This window comes from Cellulosimicrobium arenosum (assembly GCF_014837295.1).
Classification (GTDB): domain Bacteria; phylum Actinomycetota; class Actinomycetes; order Actinomycetales; family Cellulomonadaceae; genus Cellulosimicrobium; species Cellulosimicrobium arenosum.
In genome coordinates this window covers 80,121-105,814 of the sequence record NZ_JACYHB010000002.1, presented here as the reverse complement: position 1 = coordinate 105,814, position 25,694 = coordinate 80,121, and the positions used below count along the sequence as shown (strand labels likewise).

Annotated in this window: 27 protein-coding genes; 22 read left to right on the top strand and 5 right to left on the bottom strand. The window is 72.9% G+C overall.

Going from position 1 to position 25,694, the window contains the following annotated elements:
* Position 1 precedes the first annotated feature (1 nt).
* Positions 2 to 169 carry a DUF3117 domain-containing protein gene (locus IF651_RS03450; protein ID WP_191827694.1) on the top strand — a complete coding sequence of 56 codons (168 nt, stop codon included), beginning with the start codon at positions 2 to 4 and terminating at the stop codon, positions 167 to 169.
* Between the two features lie 12 nt (positions 170 to 181).
* The gene (locus IF651_RS03445) at positions 182 to 1,840 is read left to right on the top strand and encodes a leucyl aminopeptidase family protein (RefSeq protein ID WP_191827693.1); all 1,659 of its coding nucleotides are present in this window, start codon (positions 182 to 184) and stop codon (positions 1,838 to 1,840) included.
* Positions 1,841 to 1,849: 9 nt separating this feature from the next.
* Here IF651_RS03445 and IF651_RS03440 read toward each other — a convergent pair whose 3' ends face one another.
* The gene (locus tag IF651_RS03440; protein WP_422110447.1) at positions 1,850 to 2,503 is read right to left on the bottom strand and encodes an O-methyltransferase; all 654 of its coding nucleotides are present in this window, start codon (positions 2,501 to 2,503) and stop codon (positions 1,850 to 1,852) included.
* A gap of 229 nt (positions 2,504 to 2,732) precedes the next feature.
* On the opposite strand from IF651_RS03440, the gene sigE reads away from it, so the two are divergent.
* The 7 genes from sigE (at position 2,733) to IF651_RS03405 (ending at position 8,922) form a co-directional block, all read left to right on the top strand.
* Positions 2,733 to 3,410, top strand: a complete 678-nt coding sequence (gene sigE, locus IF651_RS03435) for an RNA polymerase sigma factor SigE (RefSeq protein WP_338403748.1) — start codon at positions 2,733 to 2,735, stop codon at positions 3,408 to 3,410.
* Entirely contained in the window at positions 3,407 to 4,357 is a 951-nt protein-coding gene (locus IF651_RS03430) for a zf-HC2 domain-containing protein (protein ID WP_191827690.1), read from the top strand. Before sigE ends, IF651_RS03430 begins: the two co-directional genes overlap by 4 nt.
* Entirely contained in the window at positions 4,354 to 5,691 is a 1,338-nt protein-coding gene (locus tag IF651_RS03425; RefSeq protein ID WP_191827689.1) for a S1C family serine protease, read from the top strand. Before IF651_RS03430 ends, IF651_RS03425 begins: the two co-directional genes overlap by 4 nt.
* A gap of 9 nt (positions 5,692 to 5,700) precedes the next feature.
* Positions 5,701 to 6,048, top strand: a complete 348-nt coding sequence (locus IF651_RS03420) for a twin-arginine translocase TatA/TatE family subunit (RefSeq protein WP_191827688.1) — start codon at positions 5,701 to 5,703, stop codon at positions 6,046 to 6,048.
* Positions 6,049 to 6,123: 75 nt separating this feature from the next.
* Positions 6,124 to 7,197 (top strand): tryptophan--tRNA ligase, encoded by a 1,074-nt coding sequence (gene trpS, locus IF651_RS03415; protein ID WP_191827687.1) that lies wholly within the window; start codon positions 6,124 to 6,126, stop codon positions 7,195 to 7,197.
* Positions 7,194 to 7,757: a 2'-5' RNA ligase family protein gene (locus IF651_RS03410; RefSeq protein WP_191827686.1), complete on the top strand. Its 564-nt coding sequence runs from the start codon at positions 7,194 to 7,196 to the stop codon at positions 7,755 to 7,757. Before trpS ends, IF651_RS03410 begins: the two co-directional genes overlap by 4 nt.
* Before the next feature lie 10 nt (positions 7,758 to 7,767).
* On the top strand, positions 7,768 to 8,922 hold the full coding sequence (locus IF651_RS03405) for a YhjD/YihY/BrkB family envelope integrity protein (protein WP_191827685.1): 1,155 nt from the start codon (positions 7,768 to 7,770) through the stop codon (positions 8,920 to 8,922).
* 59 nt (positions 8,923 to 8,981) lie between these two features.
* On the opposite strand, the gene IF651_RS03400 is transcribed toward IF651_RS03405, so the two are convergent.
* From IF651_RS03400 to sdhC, 4 genes are all read right to left on the bottom strand, one after another.
* A complete protein-coding gene (locus tag IF651_RS03400) occupies positions 8,982 to 9,752 on the bottom strand; it encodes a succinate dehydrogenase iron-sulfur subunit (RefSeq protein WP_191827684.1) in 771 nt (256 codons plus the stop codon).
* Positions 9,752 to 11,596 carry a succinate dehydrogenase flavoprotein subunit gene (gene sdhA / locus IF651_RS03395; protein WP_191827683.1) on the bottom strand — a complete coding sequence of 615 codons (1,845 nt, stop codon included), beginning with the start codon at positions 11,594 to 11,596 and terminating at the stop codon, positions 9,752 to 9,754. Before sdhA ends, IF651_RS03400 begins: the two co-directional genes overlap by 1 nt.
* 64 nt (positions 11,597 to 11,660) lie before the next feature.
* Complete coding sequence (locus IF651_RS03390; RefSeq protein ID WP_191827682.1) at positions 11,661 to 12,116, bottom strand: succinate dehydrogenase hydrophobic membrane anchor subunit; 456 nt, start codon at positions 12,114 to 12,116, stop codon at positions 11,661 to 11,663.
* Positions 12,116 to 12,496: a succinate dehydrogenase, cytochrome b556 subunit gene (gene sdhC / locus IF651_RS03385; protein ID WP_191827681.1), complete on the bottom strand. Its 381-nt coding sequence runs from the start codon at positions 12,494 to 12,496 to the stop codon at positions 12,116 to 12,118. The genes IF651_RS03390 and sdhC overlap by 1 nt, the downstream gene beginning before the upstream one ends.
* A 230-nt stretch (positions 12,497 to 12,726) precedes the next feature.
* On the opposite strand from sdhC, the gene IF651_RS03380 reads away from it, so the two are divergent.
* The 13 genes from IF651_RS03380 (at position 12,727) to IF651_RS03320 (ending at position 25,691) form a co-directional block, all read left to right on the top strand.
* Entirely contained in the window at positions 12,727 to 13,875 is a 1,149-nt protein-coding gene (locus IF651_RS03380; RefSeq protein ID WP_191827680.1) for a mannose-1-phosphate guanylyltransferase, read from the top strand.
* Entirely contained in the window at positions 13,872 to 15,104 is a 1,233-nt protein-coding gene (locus IF651_RS03375; protein WP_191827679.1) for an amidohydrolase, read from the top strand. Before IF651_RS03380 ends, IF651_RS03375 begins: the two co-directional genes overlap by 4 nt.
* 221 nt (positions 15,105 to 15,325) lie before the next feature.
* The gene (locus tag IF651_RS03370) at positions 15,326 to 16,417 is read left to right on the top strand and encodes a BMP family ABC transporter substrate-binding protein (protein WP_191827678.1); all 1,092 of its coding nucleotides are present in this window, start codon (positions 15,326 to 15,328) and stop codon (positions 16,415 to 16,417) included.
* Between the two features lie 120 nt (positions 16,418 to 16,537).
* Positions 16,538 to 18,109 (top strand): ATP-binding cassette domain-containing protein, encoded by a 1,572-nt coding sequence (locus IF651_RS03365; protein WP_191827677.1) that lies wholly within the window; start codon positions 16,538 to 16,540, stop codon positions 18,107 to 18,109.
* Positions 18,106 to 19,407, top strand: a complete 1,302-nt coding sequence (locus tag IF651_RS03360) for an ABC transporter permease (RefSeq protein WP_422110435.1) — start codon at positions 18,106 to 18,108, stop codon at positions 19,405 to 19,407. Before IF651_RS03365 ends, IF651_RS03360 begins: the two co-directional genes overlap by 4 nt.
* Positions 19,404 to 20,714, top strand: coding sequence for an ABC transporter permease (locus tag IF651_RS03355; protein ID WP_191827676.1), 1,311 nt, complete (start codon positions 19,404 to 19,406; stop codon positions 20,712 to 20,714). The genes IF651_RS03360 and IF651_RS03355 overlap by 4 nt, the downstream gene beginning before the upstream one ends.
* 10 nt (positions 20,715 to 20,724) lie before the next feature.
* Complete coding sequence (locus IF651_RS03350; protein WP_338403747.1) at positions 20,725 to 21,138, top strand: cytidine deaminase; 414 nt, start codon at positions 20,725 to 20,727, stop codon at positions 21,136 to 21,138.
* Between the two features lie 56 nt (positions 21,139 to 21,194).
* Positions 21,195 to 22,508 (top strand): thymidine phosphorylase, encoded by a 1,314-nt coding sequence (locus IF651_RS03345; protein WP_191827896.1) that lies wholly within the window; start codon positions 21,195 to 21,197, stop codon positions 22,506 to 22,508.
* Positions 22,505 to 22,933 (top strand): YidH family protein, encoded by a 429-nt coding sequence (locus IF651_RS03340; protein WP_338403746.1) that lies wholly within the window; start codon positions 22,505 to 22,507, stop codon positions 22,931 to 22,933. The genes IF651_RS03345 and IF651_RS03340 overlap by 4 nt, the downstream gene beginning before the upstream one ends.
* The gene (locus IF651_RS03335) at positions 22,930 to 23,253 is read left to right on the top strand and encodes a DUF202 domain-containing protein (protein WP_338403745.1); all 324 of its coding nucleotides are present in this window, start codon (positions 22,930 to 22,932) and stop codon (positions 23,251 to 23,253) included. Before IF651_RS03340 ends, IF651_RS03335 begins: the two co-directional genes overlap by 4 nt.
* Positions 23,250 to 24,236 carry a hypothetical protein gene (locus IF651_RS03330; protein WP_191827675.1) on the top strand — a complete coding sequence of 329 codons (987 nt, stop codon included), beginning with the start codon at positions 23,250 to 23,252 and terminating at the stop codon, positions 24,234 to 24,236. Before IF651_RS03335 ends, IF651_RS03330 begins: the two co-directional genes overlap by 4 nt.
* A gap of 33 nt (positions 24,237 to 24,269) precedes the next feature.
* Entirely contained in the window at positions 24,270 to 24,503 is a 234-nt protein-coding gene (locus IF651_RS03325; protein WP_191827674.1) for a hypothetical protein, read from the top strand.
* Between the two features lie 57 nt (positions 24,504 to 24,560).
* A complete protein-coding gene (locus IF651_RS03320; RefSeq protein ID WP_191827673.1) occupies positions 24,561 to 25,691 on the top strand; it encodes an adenosine deaminase in 1,131 nt (376 codons plus the stop codon).
* Positions 25,692 to 25,694: the final 3 nt, after the last annotated feature.

Genomic DNA, 25,694 nt, shown 5'->3' with positions numbered 1-25,694 from the left:
AATGGCTGCGATGAAGCCGCGGACGGGTGACGGCCCGCTGGAGGTCACCAAGGAAGGGCGGGGCATCGTCATGCGCGTCCCCCTCGAGGGCGGAGGGCGCCTCGTCGTGGAGCTGAACGCGACCGAGGCGGGCGAGCTCGGAGACGCACTCCAGGCCGTGGTGGGCTGATTGGTCCGCGACGTGCACGACGACGTCGCCGGCGGTCTCTCGCGGCCCCTGCCCGAGGTGGTCGTGGCCCGCGGCACCGTGGCGGAGTCGCCGCTCCTGACCGTGGACGACGTGGACGCCGTCGCGATCGCGGTGGCTCCCGCGGCGGAGGACGGGGACGGCCTCCAACCGCGCGGGGGCACCGTCGACGCGGCGGCGCGCTACGGGATCGACCTCTCCGAGCTCGCGGAACGCTCGGGGGACCCGACGTTCCGCGGGGCGCCGGGCGAGGTCGTCCGGGTCGACCTGCCGCGCGTGCACGTCGGCTCGTCCGTGCGCCTGCCCTGGGCCGGCCTGCCGGCGCGCATCGTCTTCGTCGGTGTCGGTGACGGCACCGCCACGGCCATGCGCCGTGCCGGTGCTGCGCTCGCGCGCGAGGCGCGGGGGCTCGACCGGGTGGTCAGCGCGGTGACCGCCGAGGCGGATACGCCCGGCGTCCAGGCCTTCGTGGAGGGCTACCTGCTCGCCGCGTACCGCCAGCCGCGCCGCAGCGGCACCGGCCGCGTCCGCGCGACTGCCGCCGGCCGGGCGCAGGACGAGGCGGGCGACCGGATCTCCACGACCCCCCAGCTCGTGCTGCTCGCGCCGCCGGAACGGACCGATCGGGCCCCGGCCGTCGAGGCCGCACGGGCCGCCGCGTCGGCGACCTGGCTCGTCCGCGACCTCGCCAACCTCCCGTCGGACGTCAAGGACCCCGAGTGGTTCGCCCGGACCGCGACCGGTCTCGCCGACGCGCACGGGCTCGACGTCGTCGTCCGGGGGCCGGACGAGCTGGCCGCCGAGGGGTTCGGTGCCCTGGTCGCGGTGGGTGCGGGCTCGGCTCGCGGGCCGCGGTTCGTGACGGTCTCCTACGACCCGGTCGCGCACGGGGTCGTCGCGGGTGACGACGGATCGGGGGCGGCACCCGCGCACGTCGTCGTCGTCGGCAAGGGCATCACGTTCGACTCGGGCGGGCTGTCGATCAAGCCGCGCGAGGCCATGGTGCCCATGAAGACCGACATGGCGGGTGCCGCCGTCGCCCTGGCGGTCGTCCTCGGTGCCGTCCGGGCGCGCGGCCCCCACCGGGTCACCGCCGTCCTGCCGCTGGCCGAGAACCATGTCGGTGCGTCGTCCTACCGGCCCGGCGACGTCCTGCGGACGTGGTCGGGCCGGACGGTCGAGGTCGCGAACACCGATGCCGAGGGGCGGCTCGTGCTCGCGGACGCGCTCGCGTACGCGGTGGGCGAGCTCGCGCCGGACGTCCTGGTCGATGTCGCGACGTTGACGGGTGCGGCCGCGCTCGGCCTCGGGCGGGGGCACGGGGCTCTCTACACGGCCGACGACGCGCTCGCGGCGGCCGTCGAGGACGCGGCGGCGGCAACCGGCGAACGGGTGTGGCGCATGCCGCTCGTGGAGGACTACGTCCCGGCGCTGCGTTCCGAGGTAGCCGACCTCCGGCACGTCCCGGCCGAGAACCCCGGCGGCGGGTCGATCACCGCGGCGCTGTTCCTGCGCGAGTTCGTGGGCGACGTCCGGTGGGCGCACCTCGACGTCGCCGGCCCCGCCCGGGCGACCGCCGACCGGCACGAGGTGGTGCAGGGCGCGACCGGGTACGGTGCGCGGTTGCTGCTCGAGGTGCTGGAACGGCTCTGACCGTCCGGGTCAGCGGCGCACGGCGAGCAGTAGTCCGTCGCCGCTGGGCAGGAGCGCGGGCACGACGCGGTCGTCGGTGCGCAGCGAGCGCCCGACCTCGCGCACGACCGTCGTGAGCTCGTCGCGACGAGCCGGGTCCGCGACGCGGTCGTGGTGCAGCGCGCCGTCGACGGCCAGGACGCCCCCCGGGCGCAGCAGACGCAGAGCCTGCTCGACGTACTCGGGGTAGCCGTGCTTGTCCGCCGCCACGAGGACGAGGTCGTACGCGCCGTCGGTGAGCCGGGGGAGCACGTCGCTCGCGCGGCCGGGGATGGTGCGCGTCCGCGTCGGCGCCAGGCCAGCCTCGGCGAACGCGGCCTTCGCGGCGCGCTGGTGCTCCACCTCGACGTCGATCGTCGTCAGGACGCCGTCCGCGGGCATCCCGCGCAGGAGCCAGAGCGACGCGACCCCGGTGCCCGTCCCGACCTCCACGACCGAGCGGGCGGACAGGGCTGCCGCGAGGACGCGCAGCGCCGCCCCGGCGCCCGGGCGGATCGCCGGGCAACCGAGCTCGGCCGCCCGGTCGCGAGCACGGAGCAGGACGTCGTCCTCGGGGACGAACTCCTCGCAGTACACCCAGCCGCTGGCCTTGCCGCTGCGGTTCGAGCCGACGTCGCTGCTGATCGGGACCTCCGGTGTCGACGACTGCCACCACGGGGCGCCCGCGGCAGCTCGGGCGCCCGCGGAGAGCCGGCGACCCGACGTGATCGTACCGTGACCTGCCCACGACGAACGGGAGCCCGGGGCGTGTGCGCACCCGGGTGTGCACGGCTCGTGGACGGCGTGCGCACGTCCGGCACGGGGCAGGGAACATCGGGACGTCCGCGCTCGTTCCTCTGGGACGATGGACGGCGTGACGGATTCCGCAGAGCGCGCCCGGACGAGCCCCCGCACCCCCGCGGGCGCGACGGGCAGGGACGACGGCTGGGTCGCGCCGTCGTGGGACGAGATCGTGCGCGAGCACTCGGGGCGCGTGTACCGGCTGGCGTACCGCCTCACCGGGGACCGGCACGACGCGGAGGACCTGACGCAGGAGACGTTCGTGCGCGTGTTCCGCTCGCTCGCGGGATACACGCCCGGGACCTTCGAGGGATGGCTCCACCGCATCACGACGAACCTGTTCCTCGACCAGGTGCGGCGCAAGCAGCGCATCCGCATGGAGGCGATGGGGGAGGACGACGGCAGGTATCCCCAGCGGGGCGACGCCGGGCAGCCCGAGCGCGGGTTCGAGCACGCCAACCTGGACCACGACGTCCAGCGCGCTCTCGATGCCCTGTCTCCGGAGTACCGCGCGGCCGTCGTGCTGTGCGACATCGAGGGACTGTCCTACGAGGAGATCGCCGTGACGCTGGGCATCAAGCTCGGCACGGTCCGCTCCCGCATCCACCGTGCGCGTGCCCAGCTGCGCGACGCTCTCGGTCACCGCGACCCGGCGTCGCGCCCGCAGTCAGAGACGCTCGCACCGAGAGCGGCGGACGGCCCCGAGGGCACCGGCGCGCCACGCGTGCTGCACCCCGGGGGGTCGGCGTGACACACCTGGGCTCGCGGCTGTCGGCGCTCGTCGACGGGCAGCTCACGCCCGCCGACACCGAGCGGGCGCTCGAGCACGTCGCGCGGTGCCCTGCGTGCGAGGCCGGGCTCGCAGCGGCCCGGGATGCGCGGCGGGCGCTGAGCGACGCCCTCCACGTCGAGCCGGCACCCGACCTCACCGAGCGCCTGCTCGCGCTGTCCGCCCAGATCCCGCCGGTGGACGACGACCCGTTGCGCGGGCCGGAGCGACGCGACGACGGCGGGTGGACGGCACCGGACCGTGAGCTCCCGCGTGGTTGCTGGAGCGGTGACCTGCGTCCCCAGGGTGCCCGACGACGCGTGGTGGCCGTCGCGCTGGGCGGTGCCGGGACGCTCGCGATCGCGCTCTTCGCGCTCGGCCAGCCACCGGTCGTCACGCCGAGCCTCCACCGGGCCGAGCCGCTGTCCGTGCTCGCCCACGCCGTTCCGGCGGCCGCGTCCGCGACCGCCGGAGCGACGACCTCCGCCGGCGGCACGTCGGCACGCACGACCGGCGGTGCCGACGTCCTCGAGGCGATGCGGCGCGACGGCTGGAGCACTCCCGACGAGCTTCCCGCGGGGACGGCGGTCGCCGCGGTGCGCGTCGTCGACGGACGGCTCGAGCTGGACCTGGCCACCCCGAGCGGCGAGGTCGTCGTGCGGGAGCAGACCGGTCGGCTCGACACCGCGGCGCTCGCCGCCGCCGAGACCTGGGACGTGCAGGACCGGACGGTGCACGTGCTCTCGCAGGACCCGTGGCACGTCGTGTGGCAGTCGGGCGACACGGTGGTGGACGTCGTGGGCGACGGCGAGGAGCAGGACGTCGCCGGTCTCGTGGCGACCTTCCCCACCCACGACTACGATGCCGGGGTCCCGGCGCGCATCTCCCGGGGATGGACGACCATGACAGGAGCACTCGGCACCTCATGACCGACCACTGGAACGGGCACGACCGCGCCCGGGACGTGACGACCCCCGGCGCGGGTGCGGGGCCGCAGGCACCCAACCCGTTCGCACCGCCGTCGGCGTACCGCAGCGCGGCCCACGAGCAGCACGCGCCCGTGCCGCCCCCGCCCGGTCTCGCACCACCGGTGTACCCCGCGACGCCACCGGCACCGCCCCGATCGGTCGACCCGACGCTCGTCGCGGCGCCGCCGCGGCCCGGCGCGCGCCGAGGCCTGCGCCCCGGAGCGGTGGCGGGACTCGCGGTGCTCGCGCTCGGGGCCGGCCTGGTCGGCGGTGTCGCGGCCGACCGTCTCGTCGGCCCGAGCACCAGCACGGTGGCGTCCTCGACGCTGCCGCCCGCGACCGTGGAGCCGCAGGTCGACCGTCCCGACGGGTCGGTCGCGGACATCGCGGCGACCGTGCTGCCGAGCGTGGTCTCCCTGCAGGTGGCGGGGGCCGACGGGGTCGCCACCGGTTCGGGCTTCGTGCTGCGGCAGGACGGGTACATCCTCACGAACAACCACGTCGTGGCGGGAGGCGCGGACGGTGGCGACATCGTCGTCCTGTTCGCGGACGGGCACGAGAGCCCGGCGGAGCTCGTGGGTCGCACCATCGACTACGACCTGGCCGTGGTCAAGGTCGAGGACACCGGTCTGACACCGCTGGAGCTCGGGGACTCCGACGGCGTCCTGGTCGGCGACCCGGTCGTGGCGGTCGGGGCTCCGCTCGGTCTGAACGGGACGGTGACCACCGGCATCGTCTCCGCGCTGAACCGCCCGGTCCAGGCCGGCGAGGCCGCGGACACCGCGTTCATCAACGCGCTCCAGACGGACGCCGCGATCAACCCGGGAAACTCCGGCGGCCCGCTGGTCAACGGCTCGGGGCAGGTCGTGGGCATCAACTCGGCGATCGCGCAGCCGCCGGGCGCGGCGCAGGCGACGGGCAGCATCGGTCTCGGCTTCGCGATCCCGTCGAACCAGGCGCGCCGCACCGCGGAGCAGCTGATCGCGGACGGCGTCGCCACGTATCCCGTGATCGGCGTCCTGCTCGACCCCCGGTACCGCGGCGAGGGCGTCCAGGTGACGAGGCAGCCCCAGCAGGGCCAGCCTGCCGTCACCCCCGACGGGCCGGCCGACGCCGCGGGCATCCGGCCCGGCGACGTGATCCTGGCGATCGACGGACGGCCCGTCACGGAGTCCGACGAGCTGATCGTCGCGATCCGTGCGCTGGCCCCCGGCGACGTGGTGACGCTCCAGGTGCGCACGGGCGAGCAGGAGCGCGACGTGCGCGTCGTCCTGGACGAGGCGACGAGCGAGTAGTCTGACGCAGTGTTCGGGATCAACGGAGCCGAGTTCGTCGTGCTCCTCGTCGTGGCCGTGATCGTGATCGGTCCCGAACGGCTGCCGCGGTACGCCGAGCAGCTCGGCTCGTTCGTGCGGTCCGCGCGCGGGTACCTCCGCGACGCCAAGGCACGCGTGGACGAGGAGATCGGCGCGGAGGTCGGGGACGTCGACTGGTCGAAGCTGGACCCGCGCCAGTACGACCCGCGGCGCATCGTCCGCGAGGCGCTGCTCGACGACGATCCCGCCCCGATCCGTCCGGCGGTGCCGGTGCACCCGCCACCGCCGCCCGCTCCTGTGCCGGGCCCGGCCCCGTTCGACGACGAGGCCACGTGACCCGATCGCCCGGCGGCGCGCGCCGTCGCCGGACGCGATTGGTCTGAGTCGCGGGCAACCTGTCAGAATGGCGCAATGTCGAGCGAGGCGACCATGATCGGTGCGGAGACGACCGGGCCGACGCCCGGTGCGGTGCGACCCCGGATCCTGTCCGGGATGCAGCCGACGGAGGACTCGCTCCATCTCGGCAACTACATCGGCGCGCTGCGCCAGTGGGTCGCGCTGCAGGAGTCCTACGACGCGCTGTACTGCGTGGTCGACCTGCACGCCATGACGGTGAACCCCGACCCGGCACGGCTGCGTGAGCGCACGCGGCGCACCGCCGCGCAGTACCTCGCCGGCGGGGTCGACCCCGAGCGCTCGGCACTGTTCGTCCAGTCCCACGTCCCGCAGCACGCCGAGCTGTCCTGGGTCCTGTCGTGCCAGACGGGCTTCGGCGAGGCCGGTCGGATGACCCAGTTCAAGGACAAGTCGGCGAAGCAGGGCGCGGAAGGGACGACCGTCGGCCTGTTCACCTACCCGGTGCTCATGGCGGCGGACATCCTGCTGTACGACGCGGCACGCGTCCCGGTCGGTGAGGACCAGCGCCAGCACCTCGAGCTCGCGCGCAACCTCGCCGAGCGGCTCAACGTCCGCTTCGGCGACGGCACCGCCGTGGTCCCGGAGGCGCACATCGTGAAGGCGGTCGCGAAGATCTACGACCTGCAGGAGCCCACGGCGAAGATGAGCAAGTCCACGTCCGGGGGGAAGGGCGTGATCTGGCTGCTCGACGACCCGAAGGCCGCAGCGAAGCGGATCCGGTCCGCCGCGACGGACTCGGAGACCGAGGTCCGGTTCGACCCGGTGAACAAGCCCGGGGTCTCGAACCTCCTGACGATCTACTCTGCCCTGACCGGCCGGGACGTCGACGCGATCGCCGCGGAGTACGACGGGCGCGGGTACGGCCACCTCAAGGTCGACCTCGCAGACGTCGTCGTCGACCTCCTCGTCCCCTTCCAGGAACGGGCCGGCACGTACCTCGCCGACCCGGTGGAGCTGGACGCGGTCCTGGCGCGCGGGGCGGAGAAGGCGCGCGAGATCGCGTCCGGGACGCTCGCCCGCATCTACGACCGCGTCGGTCTGCTGCCCGCCGGTGGGGCGCGCGCGTGAACCTCCCCGAGCGTGGCCCTTCCCAGGTGCGCATCGGCATCGCGATCGAGGTCCCCGAGCCCTACGCGACGGAGCTGCAGGCCGCGCGGGCGCGTTCCGGCGACCCGCTCGCCGCGGACATCCCTCCGCACGTGACGTTGCTGGGCCCGACCGTGCTCGACCCCGGCGAGCTCGAGAGTGCGGCCGCGCACCTCGGGTCGGTCGCGGCCGGCGTCGCACCGTTCGGGATCCATCTGCGGGGGACCGCGACGTTCCGTCCCGTGTCTCCGGTCGTCTTCGTCCAGGTCGTCGAGGGACTCGCGGAGTGCGAGCACCTCGAGAGCGCCGTCCGGACAGGTCCGCTCGCCCAGGACCTGCGCTTCAACTACCACCCGCACGTGACCGTCGCCCACGAGGTGGACGACGAGGCCCTCGACCGGGCGTTCGTGGAGATGGCGACCTACGAGGCCCGGTTCGAGGTCACCCACCTCTCGCTCTACGAGCACGGCGACGACGGGGTGTGGCGGCCCGAGCAGGTCTTCCGCCTGTCGGGGCGCCCGCTGGCGTCCGAGCGCCCGTAGTCTCGGCGTCGTGGCATCCACGGAGACGATCGTCGCCTCGGCGGAACGGACGATCGAGCGGGGCAGGGCGCTGGTCGAGTGGTGGAAGAACAGCAGACCGGGTCGCGCCTTCTACCGCTACGTCTACGCGCGCGGTGCCCTGCTCGCGGGCGGCATCGCCTACTCGGGGCTGTTCTCGCTCTTCGCGATCCTGGCGCTCGCCTACACCGCCTTCGTCCGGGTGCTCGGCGAGCGTGAGCAGCTCATGGACGCGGTGTTCGCCCGGATCAACGACCTCGTCCCCGGCCTGATCGCCACCGACGGTGAGCCGGGGATCGTCACGCCGTCGGACCTCCTGCTCGACGAGGGCGTGAGCGTGGCGAGCGTGGTGCTGGTGGTCGTGCTGCTCTTCTCCGCGGCCTCGTTCATGTACTACCTGCGCAGCGCGGTCCGCACGATGTTCGGGGCGAGCGACGTGGGCCAGAACTCGGTGCTCGCGCGGTTGCGCGGGCTCGTCGGGTTCTTCCTGCTCGCCATCGTCGTCCTCGTGGCGGCGGCAGCGGGGATCGTGGTGACGACGCTCAGCGATCGGGTGCTCGACGCGCTCGGGATCACCGGCGGCGCCGCCGCGACGCTGACGACCGCCGGCATCCTTCTCGGCGTCCTCCTCGACGCGGTCGTGGTGATGCTCGTCGTCGTCTTCCTCGCCGCCGTCCCCGTCCGGCGACGTGACCTGCTCGTCGGCGCGCTGACCGCGGGCGTCGTGTTCGGCGTCCTGCGCTTCCTGGGCTCGACCGTCGTGGCGGGCAGCGCGAGCAGCAACCCGATCATCGGCTCGTTCGCCGTGATCGCCACCCTGCTCGTGCTCGTCAACGTCGTGGCACGGGTCCTGCTCATGCTCTGCGCCTGGATGGCCGACCCGCCGCGTGAGCGCGCACCTGCGGACGAGCGCGCCCGCCACGCGCGCGCGGGGCGTCCCGAACTGCCCGTCGTCGACCCGGTGCGCGGGGCCGGGGGACGGCACCTGCGGCACGGCCGCAGGCACCGCGCGGGGCCCGACGCTGCGGCGCCCGCGGGCCCGGAGCGTTCCGCCGAGGAGTGGGTGCGGACAGGTCAGGGCAACGGCAGGCCGTGGAGCCCGATCGTCCGCGGCATCCGCCGGGGCCGTTCTCCCCGCGGGGCCTGACGACGACGGCTCGGACGGCACTACCTCCCCTTCTCAGGGCGGGGACGCCGAGCGGGTCGTCAGAACGCGCGGGTGATCATCGCCCGCTTGACCTCGGCGATGGCCTTGGTGACCTCGATGCCGCGCGGGCACGCCTCGGTGCAGTTGAAGGTCGTGCGGCAGCGCCACACGCCCTCCTTGTCGTTGAGGATCTCGAGGCGCTGCGACCCGCCCTCGTCCCGGCTGTCGAAGATGAACCGGTGCGCGTTGACGATCGCGGCGGGGCCGAAGTACTGCCCGTCCGTCCAGAACACGGGGCACGACGACGTGCACGCGGCGCACAGGATGCACTTGGTCGTGTCGTCGAACCGTTCGCGCTGCTCGGCGGACTGCAGGCGCTCCTTGCTCGGCTCGTTCCCGGACGTGATGAGGAACGGCATGATCTCGCGGTAGGACGCGAAGAACGGCTCCATGTCCACGACGAGGTCCTTGATCACGGGCAGTCCCTTGATGGGCTCGACCGTGATCGGCTTGTCGGGGTTGACGTCCTTGAGGAGGGTCTTGCACGCGAGCCGGTTGCGGCCGTTGATGCGCATCGCGTCGGAGCCGCACACGCCGTGCGCGCACGAGCGGCGGAACGTCAGGGAGCCGTCGTGCTCCCACTTGATCTTGTGGAGGGCGTCGAGCACGCGGTCCGTCCCGTGCGCCAGCACGGTGAACTCGTCCCAGAAGGAGTCCTCGCCGTGCGCGGACTCGGGCAGGTGGCGACGGACGCGCAGGGTGACCTCGAACGAGGGGATCTCCCCGGCCTTCGGCTCCGTGGCGGTGTCGTTCTCGAGGGTGGCAGTCATCAGTACTTCCGCTCCATGGGCTCGTACCGGGTCTGGATGACGGGCTTGGAGCCCAGGGCGACCTTGTAGCCGTCGAACTCCTCGACGTGGTCGAAGTAGCCGGTGACGAAACCGTCCACGCGGCCGTCGGCGGTCCTCTCGGCCGACGTCGGGCGGCGGTAGGCCATCGTGTGCAGCATGTAGTTCGCGTCGTCGCGGTCGGGGTAGTCCTCGCGGTAGTGCCCACCGCGCGACTCCTTGCGGTTGAGCGCGGCGACGACGGTGACCTCGGCGATGTCGAGCAGGAACCCCAGCTCGATCGCCTCGAGGAGGTCGGTGTTGAACATCCGGCCCTTGTCCTGCACCGAGACGTTGCGATAGCGCTCCTGGAGGTCCCGGATGTCGGTCAGCGCCTGGTTGAGCGAGTCACCGGTCCGGAAGACCTGGGCGTTGGCGTCCATGGTCTCCTGCAGGGCCTTGCGGACGTCGGCGACGCGGTCGCCGTCGGGCCGGTTGCGCATCTCCTCGAGCTGCGTGACGACCCGCGCCGCCGCGTCCTCGGGGAGGTCGGTGTACGACGCGGTCGCCGCGTACGCTGCGGCCGTGCGCCCGGCGCGCTTGCCGAACACGTTGATGTCGAGCAGCGAGTTGGTGCCCAGCCGGTTGGATCCGTGCACGCTCACGCAGGCGACCTCCCCCGCGGCGTACAGGCCCTTGACCACGTTGTGGCTGTCGCGCAGGACCTCGGCGTCGACGTTCGTCGGGACGCCGCCCATCGCGTAGTGCGCCGTCGGGTAGACGGGGACCGGCTCGGTGTAGGGCTCGATGCCGAGATAGGTCCGCGCGAACTCGGTGATGTCGGGCAGCTTGGCGTCGATGTGCGCGGGCTCGAGGTGAGTGAGGTCGAGCAGGACGTAGTCCTTGTCCGGCCCGCAGCCGCGACCCTCGCGGACCTCGTTCGCCATGGACCGGGCGACGATGTCGCGGGGCGCGAGGTCCTTGATCGTCGGTGCGTAGCGTTCCATGAAGCGCTCGCCGTCCGAGTTGCGCAGGATGCCGCCCTCGCCGCGGGCCGCCTCCGACAGCAGGATGCCGAGCCCGGCGAGGCCGGTCGGGTGGAACTGGAAGAACTCCATGTCCTCGAGCGGGAACCCGCGGCGGTAGGCGAGCGCCATCCCGTCGCCCGTGAGCGTGTGGGCGTTGGACGTCGTCTTGAAGATCTTGCCGGCGCCGCCCGTGGCGAAGATGATCGCCTTCGCCTGGAAGACGTGGATCTCGCCCGTGGCGAGGTCGTAGGCGACGACGCCGGTCGCCGTGACCGTCTCGTCGTCGGGGATCTCCCCGGCCGCGAGGTCGTGGTCGGTGATGAGGTCGAGCACGTAGAACTCGTTGAAGAACTCGACGTCCTGCTTGACGCACTGCTGGTAGAGCGTCTGGAGGATCATGTGCCCGGTGCGGTCCGCGGCGTAGCACGAACGACGCACCGCGGCCTCGCCGTGGTTGCGCGTGTGCCCGCCGAACCGGCGCTGGTCGATGCGGCCCTCGGGCGTGCGGTTGAACGGCAGGCCCATGCGCTCGAGGTCGAGGACCGCGTCGATGGCCTCCTTGGCCATGATCTCCGCGGCGTCCTGGTCGACGAGGTAGTCACCGCCCTTGACGGTGTCGAACGTGTGCCACTCCCAGTTGTCCTCCTCGACGTTCGCGAGGGCGGCGCACATGCCGCCCTGCGCGGCGCCGGTGTGCGAGCGCGTCGGGTACAGCTTGGAGATCACGGCCGTGCGGACCTGGCCGGAGGACTCCAGCGCCGCGCGCATGCCGGCGCCGCCTGCGCCGACGATGACGACGTCGTACTGATGGGTCTGCATCGGTTCCGATGCCTCCTGGGAGAGAGTGCGGGTGGAGCTGGGAGTGTGCGTGGCGGGCGGGGCGTCAGGCCGTGCAGAACGACGCGAGCAGGTCCGCCGGCGCGTCCGTGGGGCACGGGTCGAACGTGAAGATCACGAGCGTGCCGAGGACGACGACGACGGTGAACGCCAGGTACAGGAACAGCTTGAGCACCAGGCGCGTGCCGTCGCGCTCCGCGTAGTCGTTGATGATCGTGCGCACGCCGTTGGTGCCGTGGAACATCGCCAGCCAGAGCATGAGCAGGTCCCAGACCTGCCAGAACGGGGACGCCCACTTGCCGGCGACGAAGCCGAAGTTGATCGCGTTGACGCCCTCGCCCGCGACGAGGTTCACCCAGAGGTGGGCGAAGATCAGGACGATCAGCACGACGCCCGAGGCGCGCATGAACATCCAGCTGTAGAGCTCGTAGTTGGTGCGCGTGACCTTCTTGCGCGCGTACGGGCTCCGCGGCGCGGCGAGGTCGGGGGAGGTGGCGGCCATCAGTTGCCTCCGAAGATGTGCATGAGCTGGCGCGGCAGGAAGCCTGCCATCGTCACGACGAACAGGCCGACGACGACCCACAGCATCGTGCGCTGGTACCTCGGTCCCTTGGACCAGAAGTCGACGAGGATGATGCGCACGCCGTTGAAGGCGTGGAACACGATCGCCGCGACGAGACCGATCTCGCCGAGCCCCATGATCGGCGTCTGGTACGTGCCGATGACGGCGTTGTACGCCTCGGGGGAGACCCGGACCAGTGCCGTGTCGAGCACGTGGACGAGCAGGAAGAAGAAGATGAGCACGCCGGTCACGCGGTGCGCGACCCACGACCACATCCCTTCTCGGCCGCGGTAGAGCGTGCCGGCTGGTGCGCTGGGCACTGGGGGCCTCCTGTGGCGAGGTCAGGTGGGTGTGCGGGTGATCCCGGCGCCGACGTGACCCGTCCAGGTACGTCAACAGGCCGTCGTCGGCATCGGTCTCTGGGCAACCACCATAGTGACATCAGCGTCATGATGCGGACCGTCGGTGGGCTCCCGACGGCTCTGGTCGGCGTGTTTGTGAGGGATCACACAGGCGCCCCCGGATCTCCGGCCGTCACTATGCTGCGCGTATGGGATCTTCCGAGACGACCGACACGGCTGCCCCGCCCCGCCCGATCGCCGGGTTCCACGCCGTGGTGCCCGCGGGGGGAGCCGGCACCCGGCTGTGGCCGCTGTCGCGGTCCGGATCGCCGAAGTTCCTGCACGACCTCACGGGCTCCGGCCGGAGCCTGCTGCAGGCGACGGTCGACCGGCTGGTCCCGCTCGCCGGGCCGGACGGCGTCGTGCTGGTGACCGGCGAGCGTCACGTGGCCGCGGCCCGTGCGCAGCTGCCCGGCCTCGCGGCCGACAACGTCCTGGCAGAGCCCGCGCCGCGCGACTCGATGGCCGCGATCGGCCTGGCGGCAGCGGTCCTCGAGCGGCGGCACGGCGACGTCGTGGTCGGCTCGTTCGCCGCCGACCAGGTCATCGCCGGCCAGGACGCTTTCGAGGCGTCGGTGCGCGAGGCCGTGGAGGCGGCCCGCGCGGGGTACGTGGCGACGATCGGTATCGCGGCGTCGCGGCCGTCGACGGCGTTCGGGTACGTCCACAGCGGGGACGCGCTCGGGGTGAGCGGCGCGCCCAACGCCCTGCACGTGCGCGGCTTCACCGAGAAGCCCGACCCTGCGACGGCGCAGCGCTACCTCGCGTCCGGCGAGTACCGCTGGAACGCGGGCATGTTCATCGTGCGCGCGTCCGTCCTGCTCGGCCATCTGCGCGACCAGCGACCCGAGCTGCACGACGGCCTGCGGGCCGTCGCGGCGGCGTGGGACACCCCGGAGCGCGACGGCGTGCTCGCACGGACCTGGCCGGGCCTCGAGAAGATCGCGATCGACCACGCGGTCGCCGAGCCGGTCGCGGCCGCGGGGGGTGTCGCGGTCGTCCCCGGCACGTTCGGCTGGGACGACGTGGGCGACTTCAACTCGCTGGCGGCGCTCCTGCCGTCCGTGGACGGCGCCGGGTCCAAGGTGCTGGGGGACGCCGGCCGCGTCGTGCGCCGCGACAGCGCCGGCTCCGTGGTGGTGCCCGCGGGCGACCGGGTCGTGACGATCCTCGGCCTGGACGACGTCGTGGTCGTCGACACGCCCGACGCGCTCCTCGTCACGACGCGCGCCCGGGCGCAGCAGGTGCGCACCATGGTCGAGACGGTTCGCGAGGCCGGGATGGAGGAGCTCCTGTGACCGCGACGAGCGGCGGGTCGACCGCGCGCATCGACCAGCTCGCGACGAGGTACGCGGACGAGCTCGTCGCCGTGCGCCGCGACGTCCACGCGCACCCCGAGGTGTCGCGTGCCGAGCACCGCACCACGGCACTGGTGGCCGCACGGCTGCGGGCGGCCGGTCTCGAGCCGCGCCTCCTGGAGGGCACTGGGCTCGTGTGCGACATCGGCCCCGAGCCCGGCGCGCGGGGCGCCGTGCTGCCCGACGACGGCGGGGGACCCGCCCCCGCACCGGGACGCGTCGCCCTGCGTGCCGACATGGACGCCCTCCCGGTCCAGGACAGGTGCGGGCTGCCCTGGGCCTCGACGGTGTCCGGCGTGGCCCACGCGTGCGGGCACGACGTCCACACGACCGCGGTCCTGGGCGCCGGCCTGGTGCTCGGGGACCTTCACGCCGAGGGCCTGCTGCGCCGTCGCGTCCGGCTGATCTTCCAGCCCGCCGAGGAGGTCCAGCCCGGAGGGTCGCTCGACGTGCTGGCCGCGGGCGGCCTCGACGGCGTGGACGAGATCTACGCGGTGCACTGCGACCCGAAGACCGACGTCGGCCAGGTGGGGACGCGCATCGGTCCGATCACGTCGGCGTCGGACGAGGTGTCGGTGACGATCTCCTCGACAGGCGGGCACACGTCGCGCCCGCACCTGACGGGCGACGTCGTGTACGCGCTCGGGCAGGTCATCACGCAGGTACCGGCCGTGCTGGGGCGGCGTCTCGATCCGCGCTCGGGCGTGAACCTCACCTGGGGGGCGGTGCACGCGGGCTCGGCGCACAACGCGATCCCGAGCACCGGCACGGTGCGCGGGACGCTGCGCTGCCTCGACGTGCGCGCGTGGGAGTTCGCGGGGCAGGTGCTGCACGACGCCGTCGAGCAGGTCGTCGCTCCCTACGAGGTCGAGGTGAGCGTGCACCACACCAGGGGCGTGCCGCCCGTCGAGAACGACGAGCGGTGCACCGGCCTGCTCGAGGCCGCGGCGCGCGACGTCCTCGGTCCGCAGAGCATCGTGCTCACGGAGCAGTCGCTCGGGGGCGAGGACTTCGCCTGGTACCTGACGAAGGTCCCCGGGTCGATGGCCCGGCTGGGCACGCGCACGCCCGGCGGCCGCTCGTACGACATCCATCAGGGGGACCTCCAGGTGGACGAGCGTGCGATCGGTGTCGCGGTGCGCCTCCTGGCCCGCGTCGCGGCCGGGTGAGGGTGTCCCGACCCGTGGACACCACGATGCTCCGGCTGAGACGCGGGATGACGCTTGGATAACGAAGCATCGGTGTTACCGATGCGTAACGTGCAGGTAGCCTGCGGCTGACTAGTGTTCGGTGCACAGGCCCACGGGTCCCGAGAGCAGATCGCGCGACGGCGCGCGGCCGGTCGAGGGCACCGCCCGGTGGCCACGTCACGACCGACAGGAGCAATCAGGTGAAGAGAGCGACCCAGGTCACCGCGCTCGCGGCGGTCGCCGCGCTCGCGCTGGCCGCGTGCGGTACCCCGCCCGAGGACGACGAGACGACGGACGGCGACGGCGCGGCCGCCGCGAACCCGGACTTCTCCGCGTGCATGGTCTCCGACGCCGGAGGTTTCGACGACCAGTCGTTCAACCAGGCCGGCTACGAGGGGCTCGAGCAGGCGAAGGCGGACCTCGGTATCGAGGTCTCCGAGGTCGAGTCCTCCGCGGACACCGACTACGCGCCGAACATCGACAACCTCGTGCAGCAGGGCTGCAGCCTCGTCATCGGCGTCGGCTTCCTCCTCGAGGACCCGATCCAGGCGGCGGCCGAGGCGAACACGGACACGAACTTCGCCCTCATCGACTCGGCGTTCTCCGACGCCGACTTCAACCCCGTCGAGCTGGACAACGCCAAGCCCATCCTCTTCAACACGGCGGAGGCCGCGTTCCTCGCGGGCTACCTGGCCGCGGGGATGACCGAGTCCGGGACGGTCGCGACGTTCGGCGGGATCCAGATCCCCTCGGTGGCGATCTTCATGGACGGGTTCGTCGACGGCGTCGCGAAGTACAACGAGGACAACGACGCGGACATCAAGACGCTCGGCTGGGACAAGGACGCGCAGACCGGCACGTTCACGGGCGACTTCGACAACCAGGCCAACGGCCAGAACGTCACGCAGGGCTTCATCGACCAGGGCGCGGACATCATCATGCCCGTGGCCGGTCCGGTGGGTCTCGGTGCGGCCGCGGCCGCGGAGGCCGGCGACGCGAAGATCATCTGGGTCGACTCGGACGGGTTCCTCACGACCGACTACGGCAGCATCATCCTCACGTCGGTCATGAAGCAGATCGGTCCGGCCGTGTTCGACACCGTCTCCGAGGCCTCGGAGGACAACTTCACGAACGAGCCCTACGTGGGCACGCTCGAGAACGAGGGCGTCGGCCTCGCGCCGTTCCACGACTTCGAGGACGCCGTCCCGGCCGAGTTGGCGGACCAGCTCGCGCAGTACCAGGAGCAGATCATCGCGGGCGACCTGGTGGTCGAGTCCGACAACACGCCGTGACGCGCTGAGCACGACCACGGACCGGTGGCCCGGGCAGTCGCCCGGGCCACCGGCGTCATGAGAAGACGTACGGTTCCCGGTGCGGTGCGACGGAGGCCGGGAACCCAGGAAGGCTGATCGGTGAAGCTTGAGCTACGGGGGATCACGAAGCGGTTCGGGTCCCTGGTCGCGAACGACCACATCGACCTCGTGGTCGAGCCCGGGGAGATCCACGCGCTGCTCGGGGAGAACGGCGCCGGCAAGAGCACGCTGATGAACGTGCTCTACGGGCTGTACGACCCGGACGAGGGTGAGATCCTCCTCGACGACGCGCCTGTGACCTTCACCGGTCCCGGCGACGCGATGGCCGCCGGGATCGGCATGGTGCACCAGCACTTCATGCTCGTGCCGGTGTTCTCCGTCGCGGAGAACGTCGCGCTCGGGCACGAGCCGGTCCGGGGCGCAGGGCTGATCGACGCCCGACGGGCCCGCGCACGCGTCCAGGAGATCTCGGACCGGTTCGGCTTCGAGGTGGACCCGGACGCGATGGTCGAGGACATCCCCGTCGGGGTGCAGCAGCGCGTCGAGATCATCAAGGCGCTCTCGCGCGACGCCCGGGTCCTCATCCTCGACGAGCCGACCGCCGTCCTCACACCCCAGGAGACCGACGAGCTGATCGTGATCATGCGCCAGCTCCGGGAGGCGGGGACCTCGATCGTCTTCATCACCCACAAGCTGCGCGAGGTCCGGGCGGTCGCCGACCGCATCACGGTCATCCGCCGGGGCCAGGTCGTCGGTACCGCCGACCCGACGACGAGCGAGACCGAGCTCGCGTCGCTCATGGTGGGCCGCTCCGTCTCGCTCGGCGTGGACAAGGAGACGGCGGTCCCCGGCGAGCCGACGTTCCGCGTCCAGGGTCTGACGGTCCTCGACCCGGTCGGCACCGCTGTCGTGGACGGCGTCGACCTCGAGGTCGCCGACGGCGAGATCCTCGTCGTCGCGGGTGTCCAGGGGAACGGGCAGACCGAGCTGGCCGAGACGATCGTCGGCCTGCGGCGTCCGCTGGCCGGATCGATCGAGCTCGACGGTACCGAGCTCGTCGGGCGCGGGGTCAGGGGCACGCTGGCCGCCGGCGTCGGCTACGTCCCCGAGGACCGCAGCACCGACGGCATCATCGGCACGTTCTCCGTCGAGGAGAACATGGTGCTCGACCTCGTGAGCACCGCGCCCTACTCGCGCGGCGGCGCGCTGCGGCGCGGGGTGATCCGCGACAACGCCGAGAAGCGCACGGCGGAGTTCGACGTCCGCGTCCAGCACGTGGAGGACGCCGCAGGCACGCTCTCGGGCGGCAACCAGCAGAAGGTGGTCCTGGCGCGCGAGATGTCGCGGCCGCTGCGGCTGCTGGTCGCGTCCCAGCCGACGCGCGGCCTCGACGTCGGGTCCATCGAGTTCGTCCACCGCCGCATCGTCGCCGAGCGCGACAAGGGCGTCCCGGTCGTCATCGTCTCGACCGAGCTCGACGAGGTGCTCGCGCTCGCCGACCGGATCGCGGTCATGTACCGCGGTCGTGTGGTCGGCGTGGTGCCCGGTGGCACCGACCGTGACGTCCTCGGGCTCATGATGGCGGGCGTGCCGCAGGCCGAGGCCGTCGAGCAGGCCGCACAGCACCACACCGCCCTCGGCGGGGCGGACGTCCGTGAGGAGGACCGGTGAGCCAGCACGACATCGAGGACGAGGGCCTGCCCCCCGTCCCGCCCACGCCGGCGCCGCCGAGCCGGCCCGAGACGCCGACCGAGGCAGGGCGCGGCATCCTGCAGGAGATGCTCGAGAGCAGCTGGCTCGTCACGGTGCTCGCGATCTTCTCGGCGCTCGTCCTCGGTGGCATCCTCATCGCCGCGGCCGACCCGGAGGTCCAGGCCGCGGCGGTGTACCTGTTCGCCCAGCCGTCGGACTTCTTCCTCGCCGTGTGGGACTCCGTGTTCGGTGCCTACAGCGCGCTGTTCCAGGGGTCGGTCGTCAACTTCTCCGCCTCGAGCCTCGAGCAGGCGCTGCGCCCGCTGACCGAGACGATGACGGTGTCCGTCCCGCTGATCCTCGCCGGCCTCGGTCTTGCCGTCGGCTTCCGTGCCGGCCTGTTCAACATCGGCGCCCAGGGGCAGATCATCCTCGGCGGCGTGTTCGCCGCCTACATCGGCTTCACGTTCGACCTCCCACCCGGCCTGCACCTGTTCCTCGCCGTCCTCGGGGCGGCGCTCGGTGGGGCGCTGTGGGCAAGCATCGCGGGCGTGCTCAAGGCACGGACGGGAGCGCACGAGGTCATCGTCACGATCATGCTGAACAACATCGCGATCTACCTCGTCGCCTACCTGCTGACCACGCCGGCGTTCCAGCGTCCTGGCAGCTCCAACCCGATCAGCCCGCCGATCCCCGACAGCGCCTCGTACCCGCTCCTGCTCGGAGAGGGCTACCGGCTCCACCTGGGGTTCGTCCTCGCGCTGCTCGCGGCGGTCGGCGTCTGGTGGCTCATGGAGCGCTCGACGTTCGGCTTCCGGGTCCGCGCCGTGGGCGAGAACCCGCACGCCGCCCGCACGGCCGGCATGTCCGTCCCGTGGGTGACCGTCTGGGTCATGGCGATCGCCGGAGCGCTCGCCGGGCTGGGCGGGTCCGCCCAGGTCCTCGGCACCGAGCACGTGCTCACCGCGGGTGTCGCGGCGAGCTTCGGCTTCGACGCGATCACCGTGGCGCTGCTGGGTCGTTCGCGGCCGCTCGGCACGGTGCTCGCCGGGCTCCTGTTCGGCGGGCTGCGTGCCGGGGGCTTCGCGATGCAGGCACGCACCGGGACGCCGATCGACATCGTCCTCGTGGTCCAGTCCCTCATCGTGCTGTTCATCGCCGCCCCGCCGCTCGTGCGGCGGATCTACTGGCTCCCGACGCCCGGCGGCCCACGGCGCGCGGAGCGCAGACGCAGGAGCACGACACCGGCGACCTCGGCCCAGGAGGCGGGAGCATGAGCACCACGACCACGACCACGGTCCCGGCCTCGTCGCCGGCGCCCTCGCCGGAACGACCGACGACGGCGGCGCGCCCGCCGATCCGGTGGCGCGGACCGGTCGTCTACGGCTTCTTCGGGCTGGCGTCGCTCCTGTTCTTCGCGATCCTCCCGTCGGGCGGCGCGACGACGACGTTCCGGCTGGCCACGGCCAAGGACTTCTTCCAGATCGAGCCGATCACGGTGTCCTCGACCGGTGCGGCGCTGTTCCTGTCGATCCTCGCGCTCATGCTCGCCGGCCTCGCCGCGTGGGCAGCGGTCGAGCGCCGCAAGGTCGGGATGTGGCTGCCGATCGTGTTCGGCGTCCTCGTGGTGCTCGCGTTCCTGTGCTGGGCCGGCGCGGACAAGTCGGCGATCCCGCTCACGGGCCTGCTGCAGGGGTCGCTGTTCCTCGCCGTGCCGCTCGTGTTCGGCGCGCTGTCGGGCGTGCTGTGCGAGCGCTCGGGGATCATCAACATCGCGATCGAGGGGCAGCTCCTCGCGGGAGCGTTCCTCGCCGCCGTCGTCGCGTCGCTCACCCACAGCGCCTACGCGGGCCTCGTCGCGGCCCCGATCGCCGGGGCGCTCGTCGGCCTGCTGCTCGTGATCTTCTCGGTGCGGTACTGGGTGAACCAGCTCATCGTCGGTGTCGTGCTGAACGTCCTCGTCGTGGGCGTGACGAGCTACCTGTACTCCACGGTCCTGACCGCGGACTCGGCGACGTGGAACTCGCGCACCCCTCTGCCCGTGATCGAGATCCCGCTGCTCTCCCAGATCCCGGTCCTCGGCCCGGTGCTGTTCCGCCAGACGGTGCTCGTCTACATCATGTACGTGGTGGTGGTCGTGCTGCAGATCATGCTCTTCCGCAGCAGGTGGGGTCTGCGCGTGCGCGCCGTCGGCGAGCACCCCAAGGCCGCGGACACCGTGGGCATCAAGGTGAACCGGACCCGCGTGCGCAACACGCTGCTCGGGGGCGCGATCGCAGGTCTCGGTGGCGCGTTCTTCACCGTGGCCGCGGGGCTGGCGTTCGGCAAGGAGATGACAGGGGGCAAGGGCTTCATCGCGCTCGCCGCGATGATCCTCGGCCGGTGGAACCCGGTCGGCGCTCTCGCGGCCGCGCTGCTGTTCGGTTTCTCGGACAACCTGCAGACCGTGCTCGGCATCGTCGGGACCCCGATCCCCAGCCAGATCATGCTCATGACGCCGTACGTCGTGACCATCTTCGCCGTCGCGGGGCTCGTGGGCCGGGTCCGGCCGCCCGCTGCGGAAGGCATCCCCTACGAGAAGTGAGGCGTCGACGGTGACCGGGAACGAGATCACCCCCGCGGACTGGGAGCACCTGCGCGACGAGGCGCGCACCATCATGGCGCGGGCGTACGCGCCGTACTCCGGCTTCCCCGTCGGGGCCGCCGCGCTGGTCGAGGACGGACGACTCGTCGTCGGGTGCAACGTGGAGAACGCGGCCTACGGGGTCACGCTGTGCGCCGAGTGCTCCCTCGTCAGCGCGCTGGTGGCCTCGGGGGGAGGTCGGCTCGTGGCGTTCGCGTGCGTCGACAAGCACGGGGCGACCCTCATGCCGTGCGGTCGGTGCCGCCAGCTGCTCTGGGAGCACGGCGGTCCCGACCTGCTCGTCGACACGGTGCGTGGTATCAAGACGATGAGGGACGTGCTGCCCGACGCGTTCGGGCCCGAGGATCTGGAGGGGCGCTCGTGACCGGCGAGGACAACGAGGACGTCGGGCCGCAGGACGGTACCGCCGACGAACCTCAGGTGCACCAGGACGGGCCGGCCGCCGAGGCCTTCGACGCCGTCGACGTGATCCGGGCCAAGCGCGACGGCTCGCTGCTCGACGGGGCCCAGATCGACTGGGTCGTGGACGCGTACACGCGCGGCGTCGTCGCGGAGGAGCAGATGGCGGCGCTCGCGATGGCGATCTACCTGAACGGGATGGATCGCACCGAGACAGGACGGTGGACGCAGGCGATGATCGCCTCCGGCGAGCGCCTGGACTTCAGCGGGCTCTCGCGGCCGACGGTCGACAAGCACTCGACCGGCGGCGTGGGCGACAAGATCACCCTGCCCCTCGCGCCGCTCGTCGCGTCCTACGGCGTCGCGGTGCCGCAGCTGTCGGGTCGCGGGCTCGGCCACACCGGCGGGACGCTCGACAAGCTCGAGTCGATCCCCGGCTGGCGTGCCGCGCTGACGAACACGCAGATGATGGACGCGCTCGAGCACGTGGGGGCCGTGATCTGCCAGGCCGGCTCCGGGCTGGCCCCGGCAGACCGGCTCCTGTACGCGCTGCGGGACGTGACGGGGACCGTCGAGTCGATCCCGCTCATCGCGAGCTCGATCATGAGCAAGAAGATCGCGGAGGGCACGGGTGCCCTCGTGCTCGACGTGAAGGTCGGGTCGGGCGCATTCATGAAGGACGTCGACGACGCGCGCGAGCTCGCGCGGACCATGGTGGACCTCGGGACGGACGCCGGGGTGCGGACCGTCGCGCTGCTGACGGACATGTCGACGCCGCTCGGGCTGACCGTGGGCAACGCGCTCGAGGTCCGCGAGTCGGTGGAGGTCATGCAGGGCGGGGGCCCGCAGGACGTCGTCGAGCTGACGGTCGCGCTCGCGGTCGAGATGCTCGCCGTGGCAGGGCGCCCGCACGACGCGGACGGCGTCCGCCACGCGCTCGTCGGTGGACGCGCGCTGGACAAGTGGCGCGAGATGATCGCCGAGCAAGGCGGGGACCCGCGCGCGCCGCTGCCGGTCGCGCGTGAGCGCGAGCACGTCGTGGCCGACCGCGACGGAGTGCTCTCCCACCTCGACGCGCTCGCCGTCGGTGTCGCGTCGTGGCGTCTCGGGGCGGGCCGCGCCCGCAAGGAGGACACGGTCCAGGCGGGAGCCGGGATCGAGCTCTTCGCCAAGCCCGGCGACGCGGTGCGCCGTGGCCAGCACCTCATGACGTTGCACACCGACACCCTTGACCGCGTCCCCCGGGCGGTGCAGGCGCTCGAGGGCGCCTGGTCGATCGCCGCGCCGGACTCCGAGGTGACGCGCACGGGCGTCGTCCTGGAACGCGTCGCGTGACCGCCGGCGCCGGGGACCGGTCGGGGAGCGACCCCGGCGATCACCGCCGCCCACGGTGGGTGTACGGCGAGGGCACGGAGCCGGACGCCCGGTTCAGCCTGGCGAACGAGCGCACCGCGCTGGCGTGGGTCCGTACCGGCGTGGGTCTCGTCGCGGGGGGCGTCGCGCTCACGTCGTTCTCGACGTTCGCGAACCTGCCGGGTCTCGTCGACGTCGTCGCGGCGGTCGCGTGCCTCGTGGGCGGAGGCTGCGCGATCTACGCGCTCGTCTCCTGGCGCCGCAACGAGCGCGCGCTGCGTCGTCGGGAGCCCCTGCCGGCGCCCGGCGGGCTCCCGGTGCTCGTGACGGCCGTGATCCTGCTCGCCGTCCTCATCGCCGGCTACGCCGCGGCCGCCGGCCTGGGGGAGTCGGCGGTCCTGCCGTGACCGGGGTGCCGCGCGACGAGGGGCTGCAGCCCGAGCGGACCGCTCTAGCATGGCACCGTACGGTCCTCGGCGTGATCGTCGGCGCGTTGCTGCTCGGGGCGGCCGGCCTGCGCAGCGGGCACTGGGTGATCGTCTGGGCCGCCGTGGTCGTCGCGCTGCTCGCGCTCGCGCCGGCGGTGCTGCGACGGCCGACGGGCGGGCTCCCGTCGCACGGTCGGTTGTACTCGTGGTCGTTCCTCGTACGACTCGTCCTGCTCGTCCTCCTGCTCGCCGGGACCGGTGCGGCATGGGCCCTCTACCGGGCGGTCGAGGCGCTGTGAGCGGCGCCGTGGGATCGCTCGGCCGGCTGCGGGTGACGACCCTCCTCGGCCGGCTCCCCACGTCCTGGAACGCGCCGTCGCCCGACTCCGGTCCCGGCCCCGGGGCGTCACCCGACCCGCCCTCGACGGCGGACGAGCAGCTCGAGTCCGGGCTGGACCGCGCCGCGCGGTCCGGGCACGCCGCCCGCGACGTCGACCTGCTCGCACGCACGCTCGAGCGGCTGCCGACGGCAGCCCGCACGCAGGTGCTCGACCCCGTGCGACGGTGGTCCGGCGGCGGGACGTCCGGCACGCGCACGGTGCGGCTCGGCGACGCCGTGGCGCGTCAGGTCGACGGCACCACGTGCGGGTCCGCGGTGCTGGGCATGCTCGCCGCCGCGGGCGACCCCGTGCTGGCGCTGTGGCTGGTCCGGGGGCAGGTGATCGGCGACGGCGTCGACGGGCTGGGTGCGCGCGTGCCCGACGGCGGTCCCGGGTCCGGTGCCGCGGCGCGGTTCCGGCACCTGCAGCGGGTGCTGAAGCGGCGTACCGGCCGCGGGGCGCTCGGACCGCTGCCCTGGCCGGCGACCCTCGGCACCCCGCCCTGGGGCGCGGCCGGCGCGGCGCGCTACGCCGACCGCCGGTACACGCACCGGGTCGTCGAGGGGTCGCGGGGACGCGCCGTCGTCGCCACCGCTCTCGCCGCGGCCGCGGCGGGCACGCCGGTGCCGCTCTTCACGGGTGGCGACCTTGCCACCGGGATCTCGTCCGCGGTACCGCGCCACGTCGTCCTGCTCACCACCGCGGGCGGCGGGACGTGCCAGGTGTACGAGCCGTCGTCGGGATCGGTGCACCGGATCGACACGGCACGGTTCCAGGACGGCGCCGGCGAACCTGGCGTGCGCCGGGCGCTCGGCGGCTGGCCGCACGTCGTGTGGGCTGTGCTCCCAGCCGGTCGAGCGGGCCTCCGGGCTGGCGGCGGGACGTCGACGGCGCGACGATGAGGAGGTGCCTCGCAGCCGTCGGAAGGAGCCGCCATGAGCACGATCCCTGGGAACGAGGCCTGGCGTGACGCCGGCCTGGTCGAGAACGAGGAGGTCGTGAACCTCGTCGAGGAGGCCTCGGACGACGACGCGGACCGGGACACGGACCAGGTCCCGGAGGAGTACCACCCGGGCAGCGCGCGCCCCGACCGCGCGGACGAGGCGGCCGAGGCCGACGTCGCCGAGCAGGCGTCCGCGGTGCCCGGCGGCGAGGACGACTACGCCTGAGCCCGTGTGGTCGCGGCGCGTCGGGCCGGTCCGCGTCCGGCCCGGTAGCGTGGCACCATGACCATCGAGAACCGCGCGCTGACCGGCGACGTCATCCGTGCCCTGCCCAAGGTCGTGCTGCACGACCACCTCGACGGCGGGCTGCGCCCCGCGACCGTCCTGGAGCTCGCGGCCGAGGTGGGTCACGACCTGCCCGCGTCCGACGCCGAGTCCCTCGCGTCGTGGTTCGCCGACGCTGCCGACTCCGGCTCGCTCGAGCGCTATCTCGAGACGTTCGACCACACGCTCGCCGTCATGCAGACACCGGAGGCCCTCGCCCGGGTCGCGCGCGAGGCCGTCCTGGACCTGGCCGCGGACGGCGTCGTGTACGCCGAGCAGCGCTGGGCGCCCGAGCAGCACCTGCGGCGCGGACTGACCCTGCAGGCGACGGTCGACGCCGTGCAGCGCGGCCTCGACGAGGGCGTCGCGGAGGCAGCGGCGCAGGGCAGGACCATCCGGGTGGGGCAGCTCGTCACCGCGATGCGCCACGCCGACCGGTGGCAGGAGATCGCGGAGCTCGCCGTCGCGAACCGTGCGAACGGTGTCGTCGGGTTCGACATCGCCGGTGCCGAGGACGGGTTCCCGCCCTCGCGGCACGCGGAGATCTGGAGCTACCTCGCCGAGAACGACTTCCCGGTGACCATCCACGCGGGGGAGGCCGCCGGGCCGGAGTCCGTCGCCGCGGCCGTGCACCTGGGTCAGGCCAGCCGGATCGGTCACGGGGTGCGCCTCGTCGAGGACATCGCGTTCGACCCCGGGCACCCGCACAGCGCCCCGGGCGAGAGCGGCACCGCGGCGCTCGGCCAGCTCGCGCACTGGGTCCGCGACCACCAGATCCCGCTCGAGCTCTGCCCGTCGTCGAACGTCCAGACCGGCGCCGCGACGTCGATCGCGCAGCACCCGATCACCCGCCTCAAGGAGCTCGACTTCGCCGTCACCCTCAACACCGACAACCGCCTCATGTCGCGCACGTCGATGACCCAGGAGATGACGCTGCTCGTCGAGCAGGCCGGGTGGACCATCGACGACCTCGCCGACGTGACGATGACTGCCGCGTGGAACGCGTTCGTCCACCACGACGAGCGTCGGGCGCTCGTCGACGACGTGATCCTGCCCGGCTACCAGCTGGTCGAGGGCGCCCAGCTCTGAAGC